The sequence below is a fragment of the Mycobacterium vicinigordonae genome, from assembly GCF_013466425.1.
In the GTDB taxonomy this organism is placed as follows: domain Bacteria; phylum Actinomycetota; class Actinomycetes; order Mycobacteriales; family Mycobacteriaceae; genus Mycobacterium; species Mycobacterium vicinigordonae.
In genome coordinates this window covers 730,158-749,662 of the sequence record NZ_CP059165.1, presented here as the reverse complement: position 1 = coordinate 749,662, position 19,505 = coordinate 730,158, and the positions used below count along the sequence as shown (strand labels likewise).

Sequence of the window (19,505 nt, the reverse complement as noted above, 5' to 3'; positions counted from 1 at the left end):
GGCCAGCAAACCTAATCAGGTCGGTGTGCGTGATAGATCGAGAAAGACCCGGTAACCGTCGGAATCACCGCACGTTCGGCGACGTCGACGAAGCCCGCCTGCTCGATCAACTCCGGCAGGATGCCGTCGGCGTTTGGCTGGGTATCGGCCTTGCCGTCGACGCGTTGCACGAACCGGAATCCGAACCGCATCAAGGCGCTGCGTTGCAGCCCGTAGTCCGCAATCACCAGGTCACCACCGGGCCGCAGTAGCGCGAACATGTTGGCGATGATCGCTTCCTTCATGGGCACCGGGCACTGGTGCAACACCAGACTGGACACGGCCTTATCGGCACGGCCGCGGCCGACGAGTTCGGCCGCCTTGTCTCCCATACCTTGCACGAATTCGACGTCGACGCCAGCTTTGCGCACCTTGCCTCGCGCTATCTGCAGAACCTCGGGATCGGGGTCCACCCCGATCACCCGTGCGGCAGGCTGGTGTCGCTTGATCATGATCGCTAATGACCCTGTGCCACAGCCGATATCGGCTACCACGTCACCGGGTTGCAGGCCGAGTTGCGCAATCGCAGCCGATCGCCAGCGCTGCTCGCGGGTCAGCAGTGCGATGACCGTGTCGTAGTGCTTGGTGTACTTCGGATTACCCGCGGCAGGAGTGAACGACGGTGTGGACATGGCTACTAGTCGTACCATCGGACCAAGATGACTTTCTCTGCACGAACGGACACATCATTGTCCTCAGCGGACAGCACCGCGCTGGTAGACATGCGCCAGGGCGGCCGGCCGACGGCGGGCGCGTTCGTCTACCAGGGGCAACCGATCACTTTCGCGCGCCATGCACACGACCTGCATCAGCTGGAGTACGTCGTTGCGGGCATGCTCGAGGTCGAGACGGACGCGGGCACCTACCTGATGTCCGAACGGCAGGCGGCGTGGATTCCCGCCGGACTTGGCCACGTCAGCACCATCGACACCCAGGTGCGCTCGGTGTCGATATTCCTGCACCCGATGCTGATGCATCCCGTGCGTCCCGCTGCCGGAATCCTCCCGGTGTCGCCGCTGATCCGGCAGATGATCCTCTACGCCTGCCGCTGGCCCATCGACCGTGGGTCCTCCGACGCCATCGCCGACGCGTACTTTCACTGCTTCGCCGAGCTGCTCGCCGAACTGCTGGAAAAGCAAAGCCCGTTCAGCCTACCTACCACGACGCACCCACAACTTGTCTCGATACTCAAGCACACACGTAATGCTTTGTCCGACATCACTATCGAGGATGCCGCACAGCAAGCGGGCATGTCGCCGCGCTCACTGCGCCGGTTGTGCAGCCGCGAATTAGGGATGACCTGGCGGGATTACACGCGGCAAGCACGCTTGATGCGAGCCGCCGCGCTGCTCGCCGATCCCGAACTGAGCGTGCTGCAGGTCGCCACCCGCGTCGGCTTCGACAGCGCCAGCTCGTTCACCCGCGCCTTCCGTGACGCCTGGGGGCAGCCGCCATCAGCGTACCGTCGGCACGGAAGCGAGCTCCCTTCGTGAAGCTGAGCGCCCGGAATCTGTCCGGGCACAAAGTCGCCACGCCGAGCTACGACCGCAGCCAAATCACGGTCGGCATCGTACATTTCGGTGTCGGAGGATTTCACCGTGCTCACCAAGCGATGTACATCGACCGCTTGCTCGAGCAGCGATTGGCGCGGGACTGGGGCATCTGCGGCATCGGGGTGCTGCCGGGTGACCGGCGCCTGCGCGATGCGCTGCGCGGCCAAGACCACCTCTACACTTTGATCCTCGAGCATCCCGACGGCACCCGGGAGCCCCGAGTCATCGGCTCTATCGTCGACTTTCGTTATGCGCCTGAGGATCCCGTGCTCGAGTTGCTCGCCGATCCGACCGTTCGAATTATCTCGCTGACCATCACCGAAGGTGGCTACAACGCGCCGCTCAGCAACGTGTTCGGGCTGGTGGCCGAGGCACTCGAGCTGCGCCGCATCCGGGGCCTGAAGTCCCCCACAATCGTCTCGTGCGACAACATCTGCGAGAACGGCCGGGTGGCGCAGCAGGTCTTCACCAGTTGCGCGCAAGCGACCAATCCCGAACTGGCGCAATGGATGCAGGAGAACACACGGTTTCCCAACTCGATGGTCGACCGAATCACCCCCGTCACCACACCCGAAGTCGTGGAACAACTCGCCACCGAGTTCGATGTCGAGGATGCCTGGCCGGTGGCCGCAGAACCGTTCGCCATGTGGGTGCTCGAGGACGATTTCAGTGACGGCCGGCCCCCACTAGAGCTGGCGGGCGTCAAACTGGTCGACGACGTCGCACCGTACGAAGCGATGAAGCTGCGACTGCTCAACGCCGGCCACCAGGGCCTGTGCTACTTCGGCTATCTGGCCGGCTACCGCCTGGTGCACGAGGCTGCCCAGGATCCGCTGATAGCCGAATTTCTCCGCCGATATCTGGATTTCGAGGCGGTGCCGACACTCGCCCCGGTCGACGGCCTTACCGAGTTCAAGGATCAGCTCCTGCCCCGTTTCGCCAATGCCTACGTCCGCGACACGGTCTCCCGATTGTGCGCCGGGGCCTCCGATCGCATCCCGAAGTGGTTGCTGCCGGTGATCCGCGACAACCTGCGTGCCGACCGCCCGGTGACGCTGTCGGCGGCGATCGTCGCAAGCTGGGCACGCTACGCCGAAGGCGTCGACGAGCAGGGTCAACCGATCGAGGTGGTGGATCCGCTGGCCGAGGCCCTGGTACCACTCGCCCTTAGCCAGCGCGACGATCCGACTGCATTTCTGGCCAACCGCACCGTGTTCGGCGATCTCATCGACTCGCCGCGCTTCGTGGAAGCATATTGTTGGGCACTGGATTCGCTGCACTGCGAGGGCGCCCGCACCACCCTGCGAAGGCTGCTGGGCACATAAGGTTGGTCAGCGCCGAACCAAATCGGTTCACAACGGCCGAAACACCGGCAACACCCGATACTTCGACATGAAGGTCGCCTCGGTGTACTCCTCGCCGACCTCTCCGTCATGGGCCACCACGGTGGGGCCGTCCACCGCGGTGAACGTGAACTCCGGCACCTGCATCTCGTGGTAAAGCGGGCTGCGCAGCAGACGCCCGAATGCCAGCGCCACAATGATCCTGGTGCGCGCCAGCCGGCGGCCGGTTTCCAGGATCCGAACGTCGATCAAGCCGTCGTCCATGCGGGTGCGCCGAGCCGGCGCGAAACCCGTTGGCAGATAAAGCGAATTTCCCACGAAGAACAACGACGTCTGCAGCGTCTTGTTGTCATAGCGGATGCGGACGGGTCGCTCGTTGCGCAGCGTGCGCAGCATCGCATAGAACCCAGCCAGCGGCTTGCCGATGCGTTTCTCCAACTTCTCGCGGCGCCGCACGAACGCCGGGTACGCGCCGATGCTGGCGGTATTCACCACCATCTGACTCTCGTTGAGGCACAACAAGTCCACGTAGGCAACACTGCCGCGCCGGATCGCGCGGACGGTCTTGGCAACGGTGTCACAGCCGATGTCCTTGGCGAAGTGGTTGAATGTTCCCGCGGGAAAGACGGCCAGCGGCAGCCCAGCCTCGACGGCCACCGCGGCTGCCGCCGATACGGTGCCGTCGCCTCCGCCGACCCCGAGTACCTCGGCACGTTTCGCGGCACGACGCAGCACCTCTGTCGCATCGTCACCGGACTGCAATTGCACGATCTCGGCCGCGGGCAACTCGGCCCGAACCTGGTCGATCACCCGGGCCCCGGTACCGCTGCCCGAGGCCGGGTTCACCACCAGGACCACACCCGATCCGTCCGGTCGCTCCGGCGTATCTACCCGTAGCGGTTCGGTTTTGGGCAGCGACGTCTCGACGATCGGCGGGACCAGCCTGCCGCCCAATACCGCGATGCCCGCACCGATGCTGAAACCTGCCAACACGTCCCCCGGGTAATGCGCCCCGGTTGCCACCCGCGAGAGCCCGACCAGACCGGCCAACAGTGCCAGCCCGAATCCCAACGGCGGATTCTCCAGACCCGCCCCGATCGCGAATGCCGCGGCGCTGGCGGAGTGCCCGGACGGCAGCGAGTTGGAGGTGGGCCGGCGGCGAGCCCGTCGGACCAGCGGCACCGAGTCGTAGAGCGGACGCTGGCGCGGACGGATCCGCTTGGCGACCTGATTGGCGAACAGGCTGGTGACGCCGAGCGTCAGCACACCGCGGACCGCGCCACGCTGCGCGGAGGGCTTTCCCGACGCAAACATCACCGCCGCGATGCCGAACCAGAGCTTTGAGTGATCGGCCGCCCGGGTCAGCGGCGGCATCATCTTGTCAAGCAGCGGGGTGGGCGACTCGGCGACCACCTCGAACAACTCGCGGTCGAGGGCGCCCAGTCCGCGAGTGATCTGTTTGATGCTGCGCAATGGTCGCAAGGGCCGCCGGTTCATCAGCCCAACATTAACCGCGTGCCGCACGCATCAGCGCATTCGGATCGGGTCGTCGGGATGTGGACTCAGCGGCGTCGTTTCGATCGTCATCCAACCCGAAAGTGGCAGCGATTCCACGATGGCCATCAGCTCACCGGGGTCACGCGCCCGCCACAGACCGAGCGTGCGGGGACCGTCCGGGCCGGCGGGAAGCACCCACTGCCGCACCAGATGCCCGCGCGCCGCTAGGTCGCGCGCTCGGCCGGCTGAGCGAGCGTATTCCTGCTCCACCGTCCACGCCGGGGTGTCCGACGGCACCGTGACCGTCATCGTCACCAGAAATTCCGGGCCCTTGCCTGGCCGTCCGACCAAGCCGGTCCCGGCCGGATCGTCGGGATGGACGCCCAACGCAGTGACCTCTTCGGCGCTCCAACTCCGCAGCGGCAGTGTGGATAGCAGCTGTTCGAGTTGACTGTGGTCCTGCGCGGAGAACAGCGCGATCGTTCGCCATTCACCAGGCGGACGCCACAGCCGCAGCAGCCGTCCGGCTGTCGCGAGGCGGTGGGTGGCCGCAGTGTGGCGCGCACCCAACTCGGCTACCTCCTGCGGCGCGGTGCCAGCGGGAAGGTGAATCGCCGACGCGACCAAGAATTCACTCATGCGGCCTCGTGGAGCACGAGAAGACTCTACGGTGCGTCCGTTTTGCGGCGCAGTGTCCAGGCTGGCACCCAGTGGGTGACGGGCTTCTGATTGGACCCGAACTCCACCGGATAGGTGACCAAGCCCCACCAGTCGCCCTGCTCGCAGATGCCCCAGCAGCTCAGCGTGCCCTCCACCACCTTGTGCAGCTGCAGCCCGTTCGGCTGATACCGCCCCGAGCGGTGCGGCTCGCGTGGGAACAGGACGGTCAGATCGACCAGGACCGGGACGGGCGGGCGCACCACCCGGAATGGGCCGCGCAGCGGTTGCCCGTTGTATCCGATCGACGCCAACCGTCCCATTGATCGATCATATGTTCGAATCTGGGGTCCGGCCCAGGAGTTTCGCCGGGTTCGGCTCGGGCAACTCAGGATTCAGATCTGGAAGGAGATCACCCATGAGGACCGTTGTCGCCGCCGGCATACTCCTGGCAGCCGGCGGATTGATGACCACCGCGGTGGGCTTGGCCAATGCCGACGAAGTGCAGGTCGAGGGCGCTTACGCGACCCAGGCGGCATGCCAGGTCGATGGCCCGCACGTGGAAGTTGCGCACAACGATGGCGCGTACTCCCACTTCGACTGCCGCGAGGGCTCCGACGGCCTCTGGTACCTGTACTTGACCAACTAAAAGACGCGAACCCAGTCGACCAGCATGTCCATCGGGTACGTGCCAGCCGCGGGGTCGCCCCCGCCGGATCCCCCGACGGCCAGATTCAAAACCGGGAAGACCGTGTAGTCGGGGTCGTTGAACGGCCACTCCTTGAACGGCTCGTCCAAGTTCTCGATCCCCGTCGCCGGCACCGAGAAGTACGGGGGCGCGCCGTCGGCGTAGTCGACCCAGAAGTACATGCCGGTCACATCCCACCTGACCCGCCAGTTGTGCCAGTTGCCGTCCACGCCAATCGGATTGGTCTCGAACGCGGTGCCATCCGGGTTGGCGTGCACCGTGGTCCCCGAGGGCCAGGTGCCGTTGCCGTACCACTCGATCAGGTCGATTTCGCCGCTTCGGCCGGGGTCGTCGTTCGACAGCCACCAGGCCGGCCACATGCCGGGGCCGAGGCAGTTGAACTTGATCCGGGCTTCCCAGGTGGTACCTACACCGCCGCGCCAAAGTCCGTGCACCAGGCCGCCGAAGACACCGCTGCCGTCCCGGGTGGCGCGCAGCACCAGATTGGAGTTGCCGTCCAGGAATACGTTTTGCCGACTGTTGCGGTACTGACCCCAGAATTGCGGCTGGTCGAAGCCGACCGGGTTTCTGATCGGCGTCCGAAAACTGGAGATCGACCACTTCGACGGGTCCGGAGCCGAACCGGCCGGGCCGTCGAACTCGTCGTGCCAGAGGAAGCCACCGCCCGGTCCAGCGGCGGGGGCGGCCGGTATCGGCGCTGGTCGGGACGGGTTGGCCTCAGCAAGCGGCGCCGGGATCGCGGCTGCCAGTGCGCCGAAACCCGCCATCATGATCATCTGGCGACGGTCCATCTGTGGCATGGCAAGGGACGATATCAGCCCGATTGGCGCCGTGCGGACCGTAGGCAGCAGGTCGCGATGTACCAGCAGGTCAGGGGATCGGCGGTGGGTTACTTGCTTGTGCGGTAACGCAGCTCAGCCCGGATCGCTGATTTTGACCAGAGTCTTGCCGATGTTCGCTCCGGTGAACAGGCCGTTGAGAGCGTCCACGCACAATTCGATGCCGTCGTAGATCGTCTGGCGATGTTGCAGGCGCCCCTCGCCCTCCCACTGCCGCAGGTTCGCGAACGCCTCATCGAAACGCCCCCACTGGTCGAGCGCGTTGAATCCCTGCATGAGCGCGGTTTTGGAGAGCAGATTGACGTAGTTGGCCGGGCCGGGATGCTCGCCGGTCAGGTAGCTGGAGATCACGCCGCACAGCACCACGCGGGCCCTGGGGGCCAGCCTGCCCAGCACCGCGTCGAGGATCGGCCCGCCCACATTGTCGAAGTAGACGTCAACGCGGCGCGGGCAATGTTCCTTCAGTGCGGCTGGCACGTCGTCGTTCTTGTAGTCGATGCAGGCGTCGAAACCGAAGTCCTCCACCACAGCACGGCACTTCTGCGGACCACCGGCGATCCCGACGACCCGTGCCCCGGCGATCTTGGCGATCTGGCCCGCCACCGAACCGGTGGCGCCAGCCGCAGCCGAAACCACCACCGTCTCCCCGGCCTGCGGCCGGCCGATATCGGTCATCCCGAAGTAGGCGGTAGCCCCAGTCGGGCCGTACACCGACATGATCGCCAGCTGGTCGTCCTCACCCGGAATGGGCGTGCTGAACAGGTCGTCGCGGATGATGACGTACTCCTGAAACCCGGTGAGTGTTGTAACAACATCCCCGACAGCGTAAGCGTCACAACGGGATTCGACGACCCTCCCAATGCCCGCCGCTCGGATCACCTCGCCGATCTGGACCGGCGGCAGGTAGCTGGGCTGGTCGTCGAGCCAGGTCCGGACGGCTGCGTCCAATCCCACGTAGGTGGTGCGCAGCAACGCCTCGCCGGCCGCCGGTCGCGGCGCCGGCCGGGTGACCAACTCGGTGTCATCGGGCTGAACGAGGCCGGTGGGACGGCGGCGCAACAGGATCTGTCGATTTGGCAATTCGGGCACGAGGCGAAGCCTATTCGCCCGTGTGACGGATGTGGGAGCATCTCCGGATGAACCCAGAGGATGACCCGGAGGCCCGGATCCGGGAACTGGAGCAGCCGCTGGCCGAGGCGGCGCGCGCATCCGAATTGGGCGACGGAGGCGGCTACAGCTACCCGCCGCCACCCCCGGGCCCGGTGCCGCCTCCGGCCGCGATGCCCGCGCCTGGGACTCCGCCGCCCTACGGGTACGGCAGTGCGTATGCCGTCGGAGCACGCAAGTCGTCGGGCTTCCGGTGGTTCTGGGTCCTGGCCGCCGTCGGCATCCTCGGCCTGCTGGTGCTGGTGGGTGGCATCGCCGCCTACGCCGCCCGCCAGTTCTCACACGGCGACGCGGCCCTCAACGCACCCCCCGCGAGTGGGTCGGCAACGACCGCGCCGAAGAACCCCGGGCCCACGACACCCGGCGGCAAGACAGACGCCACGGGCCCGGGGCCCTCGCCCACCCCGGGGCCGGTCGTCGTCTCGGGCATCAACGAAAACAGGACGATCGCCTGCGATGGCAACACCGTCACCGTCAGCGGAATCTCCAACACCGTGACCTTGACCGGTCATTGTGCGAGCGTCGCAGTGTCGGGCCTGCAGAACGTCGTCACCATCGATACGACCGACTCGATCGACGCTTCCGGCCTCAACAACAAGGTCACCTTCCGCTCTGGTGCACCGAAAATCAGCAACAGCGGCAGTGGGAACGTGGTCGAGCCGGGCTGAACCCGCTACTCTGATTCGTCGGCGGAATCGTCCGCGACGTCGTCGAGCACGCTGACCGCAATCCCGTACGGCAAAAAGCGCACCTTACGCTTCGGGTCGGTGTTGTTCTTGTTGGCGCGCAAAGCGTCAAGTTCGGTCGCATAGACCTGTTCGACACGGGCACCGCCGTCGGTGTCGACGGTGTAGATGGCCCACACACCGTCGCCGGCCTCGCCGGTGGTTTCGGGTTCAGGACGGGTGCGCCGCGATAGATCCTCGAAGATCGCCGACCAACCCGGGCGCGCGCCCGGTGCGCCGACGAACCTGCCGATCCGTTCGAACGCGTCACGCAGGCCCTCGGTGCCTTCTCTGATCACCCGATCGAAATCGTCGGGGTCGAAGCCGAACCCGCCACCTGAAGATCCGCTGCCGCTCACGCGACCTCCTAGCATTTCAAATCCGTTGGTGCCAGTGTGCGCTCTGCCGGTTGGATGCGCCACGTGCCTTACTGCCCGGGCGCCGGTGGCGGAGTGGGCTGGTTGATGGGAATCGGGATCGAAACGAACGGCAGGTGCAGGTACATCGTCATGGGTGGTGCGGCAGGGACCGGCGCAGGCGCCGGCGCGGCAGGCGCCTCGGGCGACGCCGAGGGTCTCGGTGCGGCCTCCGGCGCGGGCGTCTGCACCGGCGCGGGTGCCTGGCGAGTCGGTTGCCTGCGCGGTGCGGGCGCCAGGTAGGCCGGGGCCTGGGCCGGTTTGGTCACCGTCTGCGGCGGCTGCTGCAGGGGTGGAGCCGGCTGGGCGGCGGGCGCCGAAGGTGCGGCGACGGGAGTCGGCGGCGGCGCCGCGGGGGTCGCGGGCGCGGCCTCCGGCGCTGGGGCGGGGGCCGGCCCCAGCACCTGGGCCGGTAGTTCGGTGGCGGGAGCCCCAACCGCCGGCGTCTGAGCGACTTCTGGGTGATTGGGCTGTTGGGCCGCGGTGGGTCGGACGTCGCCGGCGAGCGAGATAACCAACATGCCACCGACGACAGCGGCGATGCCGGCCGCCGCGCCGGTGAGGATTGCCAGGTGCCTACGCCCGTTTGCTGTCGCGGCGCCGGGCGCCGCGGTGTCGGTGTCGGCTTCGTCCACATCGTCCAGGGCGCTGTATGCCAAGGCGCCCTCCCCGACCCCAGCCATCGCGCACACGTCGAGGTAATTAGGCGTCAAAGCGCGCGGATTCACCTCGCCGGTACCCGGATCCAACGCATACGCCAGCGCCGACGTCGACGACGCGAACAGCGGTGCGTTGGCCGAAGCCAGCGCCGCGCCCCGCGCCAAGGCCAGCTCCGGTTCTTCAGCAACGCTGACGGCCAGCGACGTCGCCGCCGCTAGGGCCTGCTTGACGCCGACGATGTCGACCCCGCACCCCACTACGAACACGCCGTCGGCCCGAGACGCCGGCGAATCGAGGCCGGCGACCAGTGTCACCACCTCGGCGGCCGGCGTTGCCGAACGCCGCGCGTGCCGATGCAGGTCCACGATCGATCCGTCCGCGACGTCGACGACCGCCAACGTCGCGCTGTCGACGTCGACGAACAGCATCGCGATGTGCGCGTAGTCGAGCGCGGAGCCGACCGTCTGCGCCAGGGCGGCGGCGGCCAGCAACGGAGAGACCAGCATGACGCTGCCAATCTCGCGGGCCGTCAGTTCGGCGCGCAGCGCGGCAACCTGACCGGGGTCGGTCCAGGTCACCCCGGTCGAGGTGATCCGGTAGCCGCCCTCGGCAGCGCCTTCATGGGTACCGACCAGCGCGGCGACCGCCTGGGTGGCCGCGCTACCGGCGTCGCCAGCTGACCCCGCGGCCGAAGCCAGCTCGATGCTTTCTTCCTCGACGGTCACGCCGTCGGCGTGCGCTCCCTCGATCAGGACCATTCGGACCGCTGCGGGCTCCATCGATATCCCGAGCACGATGTCCATAACCCCTCCAACCCCTGTCCAAGTTAGTTACGGGGTCTAGGCGGTCCGTGTGGCAGGTCCGAGTGCCGCGCGGCCCACCATCGACGAAATCTCTCGCCCTCTTTGGAGCGATCGCTTAGCTGGCCTGGTCTCTAGTTTGCCAGCTAGAACCCACCTCGCGCACGGCGGGCGGAGGGGCAGATTTCGTCAGCTCGAAAGGAGCGGCAACCGGCGGGCGAACTGAGGTTATGGACTCCCCACGCCGGCGAATGGGTTCTGCGGCCCGTCCTGTGTCTGTGGGTACTGGTTCTGCGGGTACTGGTTCTGCGGGTATTGGTTCGCCGGGGCCTGGTTCGCCGGTACCTGGATCGGAATCGGGACTGGGATCAGCGGCACGTGCAGCCACTGAGTGGTCATCCGCACCGACGACGGCTCTGACGTGCTCGGCGCCTCGGCGGCGTTCGATGTCTCTGTCGGTGTCGGCGACTCAGTCGACGGCGGTGGCGGGGTGGTCAGCGGCGTCGTGGCGGCCGGTGGGCTGGTCGTGGTCACCGGCGGCGCGGGCCGTGTCGTCGTCATCCGCTGAGTCGGTGACGGGGGCGGTGGGGGCGGCGGCGGGGGCTCCACAGTGGTCGGCGCCACGACACTGGGCACCTCGCTCGGCGGCGGCAGCGGGCTGGGCTCGATCGGGCTGGGGGGCACGGCGGTGGGCGGCACCGCAGTGGGTAGCGCGGCGCCGGGCAACGACGCCGAAGGTGCCACGCTGGGCGGCGTGGGGGCCTTGGTGGGGGTGTGGCGTTGCTCGATGGCGGTCAAGGTGATCGCCACGCCACCGATCGCGGTCATGGCCACTGCGGCGCACAGCCCGATCAGCACCTGCGACACCCGGAAGCGTCGCCACGGCGGCTCCTTGGGCGGGTCGATCAGGTTCAACCGCATCGAGAAGCAGGCGCCGTCTTCGTGGTAGGGATCGGCTTCGAAACGCGTCGGCACCTCGGGGAATTCGGTTTGCGACCAGGCTAATTCGCGATCAGTCAGCGCATCGTGGTCGATCACCAGCAGGTCACTGCTCGGCGGATCCAGCACGTCAATGCCGGCGGCAGTCTTGGCCATCAGACCTATCGATGCCCGGGTCCGCAGGTCGAGCAGCTCGCCGCGAGCAGCCGCCAGCAATGCACCTTGGGCCGCAGCGCACATGGGCTGCGAGGCGGTCAGGATCGGCAGCCGGGTGTGTACCGAAAGACGCTGGGAAACAAGAGGAATACTCGCGCCTCCACCCACGGTTACCAGTGCGGCGAGGTCGGCGAAGCAGGAGTGATTGCGGGCCAGCATGTCGTCGAACGCGTAGATGAAACCGGTGAGCCGGTCGGAGATCAGGTCTTCGAACTTGTCACGACTGAGCTGCATGACGGTGCTGGTTCCCGAAAGCTCAACTGCCAGTTCGGTGACGGCATCCACCGATAGGCGCTCCTTGGCCTCGCGGCATTCCACCCGCAGCCGGTTGAGTTGGCCCACGGCGGCGGTGCTGGAGGGGTCGGCGTCCTTCTCGCCCAGCGTGTCGATTGCGTGCAGCAGCAGTTCATGATCGATCTGGTTGCCGGAGAATTCTTCGTAACGCATTGTGGCGCTGATGGGCTCGACCTCGTCTTTGATCTCCAGCAGCGTGACGTTTGTTCCCGATCCGCCGAAATCCAGCAGCCCCACCACGCCGGCGGACGGAACCTCGGCCTCGGACCGCACCGCCGTCAACGCCGCTATCGCATCGGGGACCAGGCGGGGTGCCATCCCGCTGCGGACGAAGCCGACGTGGGTTCGCAGCGCGTCCCGCAACGATTGCACGGTGGCCGGTTTCCAGTGCGCGGGAATGGCAATCGCGATTTCTGCGGAACTGGAGTCCGCGCCGATCGCGGCAACCATCGCATCCAGCGCCTCGACCGTCAGCAAGTCGGGATCGTGCGCGGCACCATCAGGTGAAATCAGCGCGACCGAGTCGCCGATCCGTTCTACGAAGCCGGTCATCGGGACGCCTAGCTGAGTCGCATCTGAAGTCGCCTCGGATGCAACAAGTTTCGGGGCACAGTGCGGATACAGGGTGAGCACGGCGCGACGGATGACCGGAGAACCTCCGTTCGCCGCCGCGACCAAGTTCATGGTCCCGATCGACAACCCCAGCGGGTCGTACATAGAGCCAATACTTTCGTCGATGCGGTCGGTAGCCAGCGCGTCAACCATAGCCGCGGACTACCCGAATACGGCTCGGGCCCAAGGTCATTGGTATCAGCTCGATGCCGTGTCGTCATCAAAAAGGTACCGGCGCCACTATTGACATTCCTCCTGGCGCGACTTCCCGGCCGCACCGTGAGTCGGCGCGGAGTTTGCTCCCCACCCACACCGGCAACGATCCGGTGTGCTGCAATGGCAACGTGAGCCTTGAGGATGCGCAAGCCCGGATCGCCGACATCGAAGCGATCAAACAGGTCAAGTACCGCTACCTGCGCGCGATGGATACCAAGCACTGGGATGACTTCGCTGATACCATGACCGAGGACATCGTCGGGGCCTACGGCTCGTCGCTGGGCAAGGAATTGCACTTCGACAATCGCCGGGACCTGGTGGAGTACCTCAGCTCGGCGATGGGTCCCGGCGTAGTCACCGAACACCGGGTGACTCATCCGGAGATCACCATCGACGGCGACACCGCCTCGGGCATCTGGTACCTGCAAGACCGGGTGATCGTGGCCGAGTTCGACTTCATGCTGATCGGCGCGGCGTTCTATCGCGACCAGTACCGGCGCACCGCCGACGGATGGCGGATCAGCGCAACCGGGTACGACCGCACCTACGAGGCGACGATGTCGGTGGCAGGCCTCAATTTCAACGTCAAACCCGGACGCGCCCGCGCAGACCTGAAGGACTGACCGAACCTACTTCGCGATTGCGATCACCGCGCCGGGACGCAGCCACTTGATGATCGACACCAGCGTGGCGTCGTCGATCGCCACGCAGCCCTCGGTGGGCCCGCCGTCGGTGGTGTGAAAGAAGAACGCCGCGCCGCCGCCGGGAACCTTGTTCTTGTTGACCCCCATCACAACCGCGTGCTTGTACTGCGGGATCTGCAGGTTCTCACTTTCGCCGGTATTGAACGGGCACTGGGATTTCTGACAAACCTGCATGGTGTTGAAGGTGGGGCTGTGGTCGTCGCCGCTCCACCAATGGTTAGGTCCGACTTGGGTATACGGCAGCCCGCCGCCGGGATTGGGCGCGGTGCCGAATGCGGAATCCAGGCTGTAGACACCCATCGGGGTGGCCGGGTAGCCGCTCTTGGCCTGGGGCGCCATGCCCGCCGAGCCGACGTGGGTGGGAATCCCAGTCTTCAGGGTTTGCCAGCCGGCCGCGGTGCGCTGATAGATGTCCATCTTCGCGTTCGACCCGCCGGTCGAGACCACCGAAACCACCTGCGTCGCATTGCCAACCGAGTTTGCGAACCATGGGTTGCCGGCGGCAACAGCCCCGGGGGCCGACAGTGCGGCCGCGGCCGCGGCACACATCAGTGCACTCCCCAAGGCACACAACAGAGTTACCAGTCGGCGCATCGTTTTATCGTCGGGCGACGCCAACCTCAGGGTCAAGTAAAGGTTAAGGCCCGATTGGGTCACGCCGTCGTGATGGCGAGGGCCGCAACACGCACATGCAGAGGATGAAGAACGCGTATCCCAGCGCCCAACCGGCGACCACGTCCGACGGGTGATGCACGTTCAACGCCACCCGCGCAACGCCGACGGTGAACACGCTCAGCGCCCCCGCTGCCACCGCCGACATCCGCAGCCGGCGAGTCGCCAGCAGCGGCAGCAGGCAGGTCAGCAGGGCCAGCACACCGGACATCGTCTCCAGCGCGTGCCCGGACGGAAACGACGTCTCGGAAGCCACCACCAGCGCGGTCGAGGGTCGCGGCCGGCCGGCCAGACCCTTGGCCGCCCAGGTCACGAGGCCGCTGAGCACCGCGCATGTCAGCACCAGCAGCGCCAGCCGCAGCTGGCGCCGCGCCAGCGCGAACGCGGCTACCACCAACCCGAATAACCGCAGCGGAACGGGACCCAGGACGAACGACACGACGAACCAGAACCGCACCCAACCGGCATGCTTGGTCCCGATATCGTGCGCCGGGTTCAGCAGCGCCCAGTCGACGGTGTGCAGCCAGCCCCAATGCTGACGGTGAGCCACCCACAACAGGGTGTAGAGCACGACGGCAACGACGGCCAGCCAGGCGGCGGGGCTACGCAAGGTGATGCGCAAACCAGTCATGGACGCACCGGGAACTCAATCGGTGCACCAGTAAGAGAACCACCCCATACTGGCATCATGGCCGTGATTGTTCGGAAGTTGTTCGGTGTCGGCAAATTACCTGCGGATCTGCGCAGCCAGGTCGAAGCCGAGGGACTGATCTACCTTGCCGAATCCATCCCGGTCACCAGGCGGTTCAGCGGCGCCATTCCGGGCCTGCGGTCCCAGGGCAGCATCGCCAGCTATGTGGGCGCGCTGGCGTTCACCTCGCAGCGGGTGCTCGCGACGCTTTCGGTGGTGCCCAAGCTCGCCGGGCGTGCCGTGGACGTGCGGTGGGACGAGGCGAACAGCGGCGCCGCCACCGCCGAGATCTCTGCGACGGGCTTACAACTCGACCTGGACACCGAGGCCGTCGACGAGCGGTTTCACGGACATCTCTCCCTGCACTTCAAAGACACCATCGAAGCGGACGTGCTGTCCCGGCTGCCGCGGCGTTCGCTGTCCTTCGACGTGCCGGCCGAATACGTTTTCCGGGCCGTGGGTGTCACCTACAGTCCCTGACCCTCACATTCTTACGATGGCCGGGTGGCCGATCATGCGTTCACCGCGGACGAACGTCGCACCGTATACCGGGTGATCTCCGAACGTCGGGATATGCGCCGGTTCTGCCCGGACGGTCATGTCCCTGAGGAGGTGCTGGCACGTCTACTGCGGGCGGCCCACGCCGCGCCCAGCGTCGGTCTAATGCAGCCGTGGCGGTTCATCCGGATAACCGATATCAGCCTTCGCCGACGCATCCACGCCGTCGTCGACGCCGAACGCATGCAAACCGCGGCCGCCCTGGGGCCGCGGGAGGCCGAATTTTTGGCGTTGAAGGTCGAAGGCATCATGGAGTGCGCCGAGCTACTGGTGGTGGCGCTGTGCGAAGACCGAGAAAGGCACATCTTCGGTCGGCGGACGTTGCCGCAGATGGATCTCGCATCGGTGTCGTGTGCGATCCAGAACCTGTGGCTGGCGGCGCGCTCCGAGGGCCTCGGGATGGGCTGGGTGTCGCTGTTCGATCCGCGAGAGCTGGCAGCCCTGCTGGCCATGCCCCCAGGTGCCGAACCGGTGGCGGTGCTGTGTCTGGGGCCGGTACCGGGCTTCCCGGAGCGGCCGGCGCTGGAATTGGACGGCTGGGCGCTGGCCCGGCCGCTGAGCGAGTTCGTATCGGAGAACCGATGGGGGACGGTAGAAGAGGTGGCAACAGGTGACCAATGAGCCCACGGGAGACAACCCGTCCAACATCCTGATGGTGCACTGGCACGATCTCGGACGCTACCTCGGCGCCTACGGTCACCATGACGTCTTGAGCCCGCGGCTGGACCGCCTTGCCGCTGAGGGCATCTTGTTCACCCGCGCCCATGCCACCGCTCCGCTGTGCTCGCCGTCTCGCGGGTCGCTGTTCACCGGACGCTACCCGCAGGGCAACGGCCTGATCGGGTTGGCTCATCACGGCTGGGAATACCGCGCCGGTGTGCGCACGCTGCCGCAGATTCTTGGCGAATCTGGTTGGTATTCAGCGCTTTTCGGGATGCAACACGAAACATCCTACCCGAAGCGGCTGGGCTTCGACGAGTTCGACGTGTCAAATTCGTACTGCGAATACGTGGTCGAGAAGGTCGACGAATGGCTGCGGGATAGTGCGCCCAACCTGTCCGGGCAGCCCTTCCTGCTCACCGCCGGCTTCTTCGAGACGCACCGGCCCTACCCGCACGACCGGTACGAGCCGGCCGACAGTTCCGCCGTCGAACTGCCCGACTACCTGCCCGACACCCCGGAGGTACGGGGCGACCTCGCCGACTTCTACGGATCCATCACCACCGCCGACGCCGCGGTCGGCACCATGCTGGACACGCTCGCCGAGACGGGGCTGGACGCCAACACCTGGGTGGTGTTCTTCACCGACCACGGTCCGGCGTTCCCCCGCGCAAAATCCACGCTCTACGACGCCGGCACCGGCATCTCGCTGATCATCCGGCCGCCGTCGAAGCTTGCCGCGGCACCCCGTGTCTACGACGAGCTGTTCAGCGGTGTCGACCTGCTGCCGACGTTGCTGGGCCTGATGGGTGTTCACGTGTCCGACGACATCGACGGCGTCTCACATGCGCATGCCCTGCTGAACCCGGAGCCCACCGAACCGGTACGCGACCACGTGTACACCACGAAGACCTACCACGACTCGTTCGATCCGATTCGGGCAATCCGCACAAAGGAATACAGCTACATCGAGAACTACGTCCCGCGGCCGCTGCTGGATCTGCCGTGGGACATCGAGGAAAGCCCGTCCGGGCTGGCCGTCGCACCCTTCATCAAGGCACCACGACCCGAACGCGAACTGTACGACTTGCGCGCCGACCCTGCTGAGAGCACGAATCTACTGGCTGCGCCGGACGACGGCCAGGACGCCCGCGACGTAGACGCCGTGGCGGCCGAGCTTGCGGTCCGGCTGCACGAATGGCGGCAGCGCACCGGCGACGTGATCCCGTCGGAGTTCGCCGGCACCCGTATCGCGGTGCGCTACACCGAAACCTATCTTCAGATCCATCACCGGACGCCGACCAGCAGGTCGGCCATCGCAACCGACCGCGGCATCGAGGACGAGATAGAGCCCAAGCTAGGCACCTGAGCCGCGGGCCCCGCCGACCTGCGCGACGATAAAGACCCGGCGGAACGGGAATATGGTGGTGCCGTCCGGCCGGGGCGGATAGGCGTCGTCCAGCAGCGGGATGAGCTCAGCGCGGAACTGTTCCCAGTTCTCCTCGTCGAGGCGTTCACGCACCGGGACCAGCGCGGTGCCGGTGATCCATTCCAGGACCGGATGTTCGCCGGTCAACTGGTGCAGGTAAGTGGTCTCCCACGCGTCGACGCGACAGCCGGCGTCCATCAGCAGATCGGCGTAGTGCTTGGGCGGCTGGACCACCGCTCCGACTCGAAACGGTATGTCCCGCATAATCTTTGCGTATGGCTCGCGACGGGCCAAAGCCCGCACCGCGGCGTGCGAGGGGGTTTCGAAGTTGCCCGGGATCTGGATGGCCAGCCAGGACCCGGACGCCAGTTGGTCAACCCATTTGACCAACAGGTCGGCATGCTCGGGCACCCAGTGCAGTGCGGCGTTGCTAACCACCACGTCGGTGTCCGGTTGCGGCTTCCAGTTGCGCACGTCGCCGGTGGTGGCATCGATACCGCGTTCGCGCGCGGCCGCGACCATCTCCGGTGAGCTGTCGATCGCCTCGATCTGGGCACCGGGCCAGCGCTTGGACAGGTAGCGCGTCAGATGACCGGGACCACAACCCAGGTCGACCACGCGGCGCGCCCGATCCGCTCCGACCCGTGACAGCAAATCGTAGAACGGACGGCTGCGGTGGTCGGCGAAGGCCAGGTAGACGTCGGGATCCCACATTTTCGATCCTCCTGATCGACACCTGCACATAGTCCGGGCACCCTCGGGCACCTAGACAAACCGTATTACCGGACCCTCCGAACGCGCATTGAACGGGGGTACGAAAGCAGCAGCAGTCGGCCAGCTCGGCCCATTCCTGCTGCGCTCGGGGCGGCCGGCGAGTTACGATCGGCGAGATGTCTGAAACCTCGGCGGTGGCCGGCGAGGCCGATCCAATCAGCCCGCCCTTGCCCATTCCCGATGTTCCCGGTGGCGAGGCCGGCGCCGATGGCCTGCCATCCCGCTCAGCCTTGTCGATTCGGCAGCGCCTGGTCGTCGACGCGTCTGCGGTCAGCGACGTGGCACTGCGCACCACGGCGTCTTCGCTGCTGGCCACCACTGTGGCCCCGTCGGTGATCAGGACCAACTTGGGCCGGCTCAACTCCGGCAGCGAGCGCGACAACCTGAGGTTCTACGCCGAACTCGGCGCGCAACACGACCCAGGCAAATCGTTCCCGGCGCCGACTGAGGCGCCCAGGGACGTGACGCGGCAGCCCAGCCGACTCATCGAACGGTTCGCGTTGGCCACCATCGACAACATCGCGTTCCCCAGCAGCTTTCGCACCGTCAATCCGGCGCTGCGCAAGCGGTGGAGTGCGTTGTCCGCCAACAACATCGTGCATGCGCAGCATTGGCGTCATGACGATGGGCCACGGCCGACACTCTGCGTGATCCACGGCTTCATGGGCTCGTCGTACGTGTTCAACGGCCTGTTCTTCTCGCTGCCCTGGTATTTCCGATCCGGCTACGACGTATTGCTGTATACCTTGCCTTTTCATGGCAAGCGCGCCGAAAAGCACTCGCCGTTCAGCGGTTACGGGTATTTCGCCGGCGGCATGAGTGGATTCGCCGAGGCGATGGCGCAGGCGGTGCACGACTTTCGGTCGGTAATCGACTATCTGCAGGGCACCGGGGTGGAGCGGATCGCGCTGACCGGTCTATCGCTGGGCGGGTACACCTCGGCGCTGGTGGCATCGGTCGATAACCGGCTCGAGGCCGTGATTCCCAACTGCCCCGTGGTCACACCCGGCGACCTGTTCGAGGAATGGTTTCCGGCCAGCACGCTGCTCTCCGTGGGATTACGCCTGACCGGCATCAGCCGGACGGAGTTACTGGCCGGGCTGGCTTACCACGGTCCGCTGAACTATCCTCCGCTGCTGGCCAAGAACCGCAGGATGATCATCACCGGCCTGGGCGACCGGATGGCCCCACCCTCGCACGCCGTGTCGTTGTGGGAGCACTGGGATCGGTGCGCGCTGCACTGGTTTCCCGGCAGCCACGTGCTGCACGTCAGCCAGTTGGACTATTTGCGCAGGATGACGCCGTTCCTGCGCCAGTTCATGTACGACTAAGGCC

Annotated in this window: 21 protein-coding genes; 9 read left to right on the top strand and 12 right to left on the bottom strand. The window is 66.3% G+C overall.

Annotated features, from left to right (window positions below; translation table 11 throughout):
- Positions 1–11 precede the first annotated feature (11 nt).
- Positions 12–689 (bottom strand): class I SAM-dependent methyltransferase, encoded by a 678-nt coding sequence (locus H0P51_RS03180; RefSeq protein ID WP_246398364.1) that lies wholly within the window; start codon positions 687–689, stop codon positions 12–14.
- Between the two features lie 9 nt (positions 690–698).
- On the opposite strand from H0P51_RS03180, the gene H0P51_RS03175 reads away from it, so the two are divergent.
- Both H0P51_RS03175 and H0P51_RS03170 read left to right on the top strand, forming a co-directional pair.
- Entirely contained in the window at positions 699–1,532 is an 834-nt protein-coding gene (locus tag H0P51_RS03175; RefSeq protein WP_180916606.1) for a helix-turn-helix transcriptional regulator, read from the top strand.
- Positions 1,529–2,917: a mannitol dehydrogenase family protein gene (locus H0P51_RS03170; protein WP_180916605.1), complete on the top strand. Its 1,389-nt coding sequence runs from the start codon at positions 1,529–1,531 to the stop codon at positions 2,915–2,917. Before H0P51_RS03175 ends, H0P51_RS03170 begins: the two co-directional genes overlap by 4 nt.
- A gap of 27 nt (positions 2,918–2,944) precedes the next feature.
- On the opposite strand, the gene H0P51_RS03165 is transcribed toward H0P51_RS03170, so the two are convergent.
- Genes H0P51_RS03165 through H0P51_RS03155 form a run of 3 tightly spaced genes read right to left on the bottom strand, consistent with a single transcriptional unit; the run spans position 2,945 to position 5,412 of the window.
- The gene (locus H0P51_RS03165) at positions 2,945–4,432 is read right to left on the bottom strand and encodes a bifunctional phosphatase PAP2/diacylglycerol kinase family protein (RefSeq protein WP_180916604.1); all 1,488 of its coding nucleotides are present in this window, start codon (positions 4,430–4,432) and stop codon (positions 2,945–2,947) included.
- A 30-nt stretch (positions 4,433–4,462) separates the two neighbouring features.
- Positions 4,463–5,071 carry a muconolactone Delta-isomerase family protein gene (locus H0P51_RS03160; protein ID WP_180916603.1) on the bottom strand — a complete coding sequence of 203 codons (609 nt, stop codon included), beginning with the start codon at positions 5,069–5,071 and terminating at the stop codon, positions 4,463–4,465.
- A gap of 26 nt (positions 5,072–5,097) precedes the next feature.
- Positions 5,098–5,412 carry a hypothetical protein gene (locus H0P51_RS03155; protein ID WP_180916602.1) on the bottom strand — a complete coding sequence of 105 codons (315 nt, stop codon included), beginning with the start codon at positions 5,410–5,412 and terminating at the stop codon, positions 5,098–5,100.
- 95 nt (positions 5,413–5,507) lie between these two features.
- Between H0P51_RS03155 and H0P51_RS03150 the strand changes: the two genes are divergently transcribed.
- Positions 5,508–5,738 (top strand): hypothetical protein, encoded by a 231-nt coding sequence (locus H0P51_RS03150; RefSeq protein ID WP_180916601.1) that lies wholly within the window; start codon positions 5,508–5,510, stop codon positions 5,736–5,738.
- Here H0P51_RS03150 and H0P51_RS03145 read toward each other — a convergent pair.
- Positions 5,735–6,589, bottom strand: coding sequence for a glycoside hydrolase family 16 protein (locus H0P51_RS03145; RefSeq protein ID WP_246398693.1), 855 nt, complete (start codon positions 6,587–6,589; stop codon positions 5,735–5,737). The two genes, H0P51_RS03150 and H0P51_RS03145, sit on opposite strands and share 4 nt — an antisense overlap.
- A 123-nt stretch (positions 6,590–6,712) precedes the next feature.
- Positions 6,713–7,726 (bottom strand): NADP-dependent oxidoreductase, encoded by a 1,014-nt coding sequence (locus H0P51_RS03140; RefSeq protein WP_180916599.1) that lies wholly within the window; start codon positions 7,724–7,726, stop codon positions 6,713–6,715.
- A 47-nt stretch (positions 7,727–7,773) separates the two neighbouring features.
- Between H0P51_RS03140 and H0P51_RS03135 the strand changes: the two genes are divergently transcribed.
- Entirely contained in the window at positions 7,774–8,472 is a 699-nt protein-coding gene (locus H0P51_RS03135; protein WP_180916598.1) for a DUF3060 domain-containing protein, read from the top strand.
- Between the two features lie 5 nt (positions 8,473–8,477).
- Here the strand turns inward: H0P51_RS03135 and H0P51_RS03130 are convergent, their stop codons facing one another.
- The 3 genes from H0P51_RS03130 to H0P51_RS03120 form a co-directional block, all read right to left on the bottom strand.
- Positions 8,478–8,888: a hypothetical protein gene (locus H0P51_RS03130; RefSeq protein WP_246398362.1), complete on the bottom strand. Its 411-nt coding sequence runs from the start codon at positions 8,886–8,888 to the stop codon at positions 8,478–8,480.
- Between the two features lie 68 nt (positions 8,889–8,956).
- The gene (locus H0P51_RS03125) at positions 8,957–10,408 is read right to left on the bottom strand and encodes a DUF7159 family protein (protein ID WP_180916596.1); all 1,452 of its coding nucleotides are present in this window, start codon (positions 10,406–10,408) and stop codon (positions 8,957–8,959) included.
- A gap of 225 nt (positions 10,409–10,633) precedes the next feature.
- On the bottom strand, positions 10,634–12,571 hold the full coding sequence (locus tag H0P51_RS03120; protein WP_180918705.1) for an Hsp70 family protein: 1,938 nt from the start codon (positions 12,569–12,571) through the stop codon (positions 10,634–10,636).
- Between the two features lie 221 nt (positions 12,572–12,792).
- Between H0P51_RS03120 and H0P51_RS03115 the strand changes: the two genes are divergently transcribed.
- Positions 12,793–13,305 carry a nuclear transport factor 2 family protein gene (locus H0P51_RS03115; RefSeq protein WP_180918704.1) on the top strand — a complete coding sequence of 171 codons (513 nt, stop codon included), beginning with the start codon at positions 12,793–12,795 and terminating at the stop codon, positions 13,303–13,305.
- A gap of 6 nt (positions 13,306–13,311) precedes the next feature.
- On the opposite strand, the gene H0P51_RS03110 is transcribed toward H0P51_RS03115, so the two are convergent.
- Together H0P51_RS03110 and H0P51_RS03105 are read right to left on the bottom strand one after the other, a co-directional pair.
- Entirely contained in the window at positions 13,312–13,980 is a 669-nt protein-coding gene (locus H0P51_RS03110) for a L,D-transpeptidase family protein (RefSeq protein WP_180916595.1), read from the bottom strand.
- Between the two features lie 43 nt (positions 13,981–14,023).
- On the bottom strand, positions 14,024–14,668 hold the full coding sequence (locus H0P51_RS03105; protein ID WP_425489007.1) for a phosphatase PAP2 family protein: 645 nt from the start codon (positions 14,666–14,668) through the stop codon (positions 14,024–14,026).
- 78 nt (positions 14,669–14,746) lie between these two features.
- Here H0P51_RS03105 and H0P51_RS03100 point away from each other — a divergent pair, with 78 nt between their 5' ends.
- The 3 genes from H0P51_RS03100 to H0P51_RS03090 all read left to right on the top strand — a co-directional run bounded on the left by H0P51_RS03100 (position 14,747) and on the right by H0P51_RS03090 (position 17,336).
- Positions 14,747–15,229, top strand: a complete 483-nt coding sequence (locus H0P51_RS03100) for a hypothetical protein (protein WP_180916593.1) — start codon at positions 14,747–14,749, stop codon at positions 15,227–15,229.
- A 93-nt stretch (positions 15,230–15,322) separates the two neighbouring features.
- Positions 15,323–15,928, top strand: a complete 606-nt coding sequence (bluB, locus tag H0P51_RS03095) for a 5,6-dimethylbenzimidazole synthase (RefSeq protein WP_246398691.1) — start codon at positions 15,323–15,325, stop codon at positions 15,926–15,928.
- Between the two features lie 31 nt (positions 15,929–15,959).
- Complete coding sequence (locus H0P51_RS03090; RefSeq protein WP_180918703.1) at positions 15,960–17,336, top strand: sulfatase family protein; 1,377 nt, start codon at positions 15,960–15,962, stop codon at positions 17,334–17,336.
- Here H0P51_RS03090 and H0P51_RS03085 read toward each other — a convergent pair.
- A complete protein-coding gene (locus tag H0P51_RS03085; RefSeq protein ID WP_180916591.1) occupies positions 17,325–18,110 on the bottom strand; it encodes a trans-aconitate 2-methyltransferase in 786 nt (261 codons plus the stop codon). The genes H0P51_RS03090 and H0P51_RS03085 overlap by 12 nt on opposite strands.
- 176 nt (positions 18,111–18,286) lie before the next feature.
- Here H0P51_RS03085 and H0P51_RS03080 point away from each other — a divergent pair, with 176 nt between their 5' ends.
- Entirely contained in the window at positions 18,287–19,501 is a 1,215-nt protein-coding gene (locus tag H0P51_RS03080) for an alpha/beta hydrolase family protein (RefSeq protein ID WP_180916590.1), read from the top strand.
- The last annotated feature ends 4 nt before the right edge of the window (positions 19,502–19,505 follow it).

Excerpts from the sequence above, each read along its gene's own strand:
- H0P51_RS03180 (WP_246398364.1), bottom strand. The coding sequence starts at position 689 with ATGGTACGACTAGTAGCCATGTCCACACCGTCGTTCACTCCTGCCGCG.
- H0P51_RS03175 (WP_180916606.1), top strand. The coding sequence starts at position 699 with ATGACTTTCTCTGCACGAACGGACACATCATTGTCCTCAGCGGACAGC.
- H0P51_RS03165 (WP_180916604.1), bottom strand. The coding sequence starts at position 4,432 with ATGAACCGGCGGCCCTTGCGACCATTGCGCAGCATCAAACAGATCACT.
- H0P51_RS03160 (WP_180916603.1), bottom strand. The coding sequence starts at position 5,071 with ATGAGTGAATTCTTGGTCGCGTCGGCGATTCACCTTCCCGCTGGCACC.
- H0P51_RS03155 (WP_180916602.1), bottom strand. The coding sequence starts at position 5,412 with ATGGGACGGTTGGCGTCGATCGGATACAACGGGCAACCGCTGCGCGGC.
- H0P51_RS03150 (WP_180916601.1), top strand. The coding sequence starts at position 5,508 with ATGAGGACCGTTGTCGCCGCCGGCATACTCCTGGCAGCCGGCGGATTG.
- H0P51_RS03145 (WP_246398693.1), bottom strand. The coding sequence starts at position 6,589 with ATGGACCGTCGCCAGATGATCATGATGGCGGGTTTCGGCGCACTGGCA.
- H0P51_RS03135 (WP_180916598.1), top strand. The coding sequence starts at position 7,774 with ATGAACCCAGAGGATGACCCGGAGGCCCGGATCCGGGAACTGGAGCAG.
- H0P51_RS03125 (WP_180916596.1), bottom strand. The coding sequence starts at position 10,408 with ATGGACATCGTGCTCGGGATATCGATGGAGCCCGCAGCGGTCCGAATG.
- H0P51_RS03120 (WP_180918705.1), bottom strand. The coding sequence starts at position 12,571 with ATGTACGACCCGCTGGGGTTGTCGATCGGGACCATGAACTTGGTCGCG.
- H0P51_RS03110 (WP_180916595.1), bottom strand. The coding sequence starts at position 13,980 with ATGCGCCGACTGGTAACTCTGTTGTGTGCCTTGGGGAGTGCACTGATG.
- H0P51_RS03100 (WP_180916593.1), top strand. The coding sequence starts at position 14,747 with ATGGCCGTGATTGTTCGGAAGTTGTTCGGTGTCGGCAAATTACCTGCG.
- bluB (WP_246398691.1), top strand. The coding sequence starts at position 15,323 with ATGCGCCGGTTCTGCCCGGACGGTCATGTCCCTGAGGAGGTGCTGGCA.
- H0P51_RS03090 (WP_180918703.1), top strand. The coding sequence starts at position 15,960 with ATGGTGCACTGGCACGATCTCGGACGCTACCTCGGCGCCTACGGTCAC.
- H0P51_RS03085 (WP_180916591.1), bottom strand. The coding sequence starts at position 18,110 with ATGTGGGATCCCGACGTCTACCTGGCCTTCGCCGACCACCGCAGCCGT.
- H0P51_RS03080 (WP_180916590.1), top strand. The coding sequence starts at position 18,287 with ATGTCTGAAACCTCGGCGGTGGCCGGCGAGGCCGATCCAATCAGCCCG.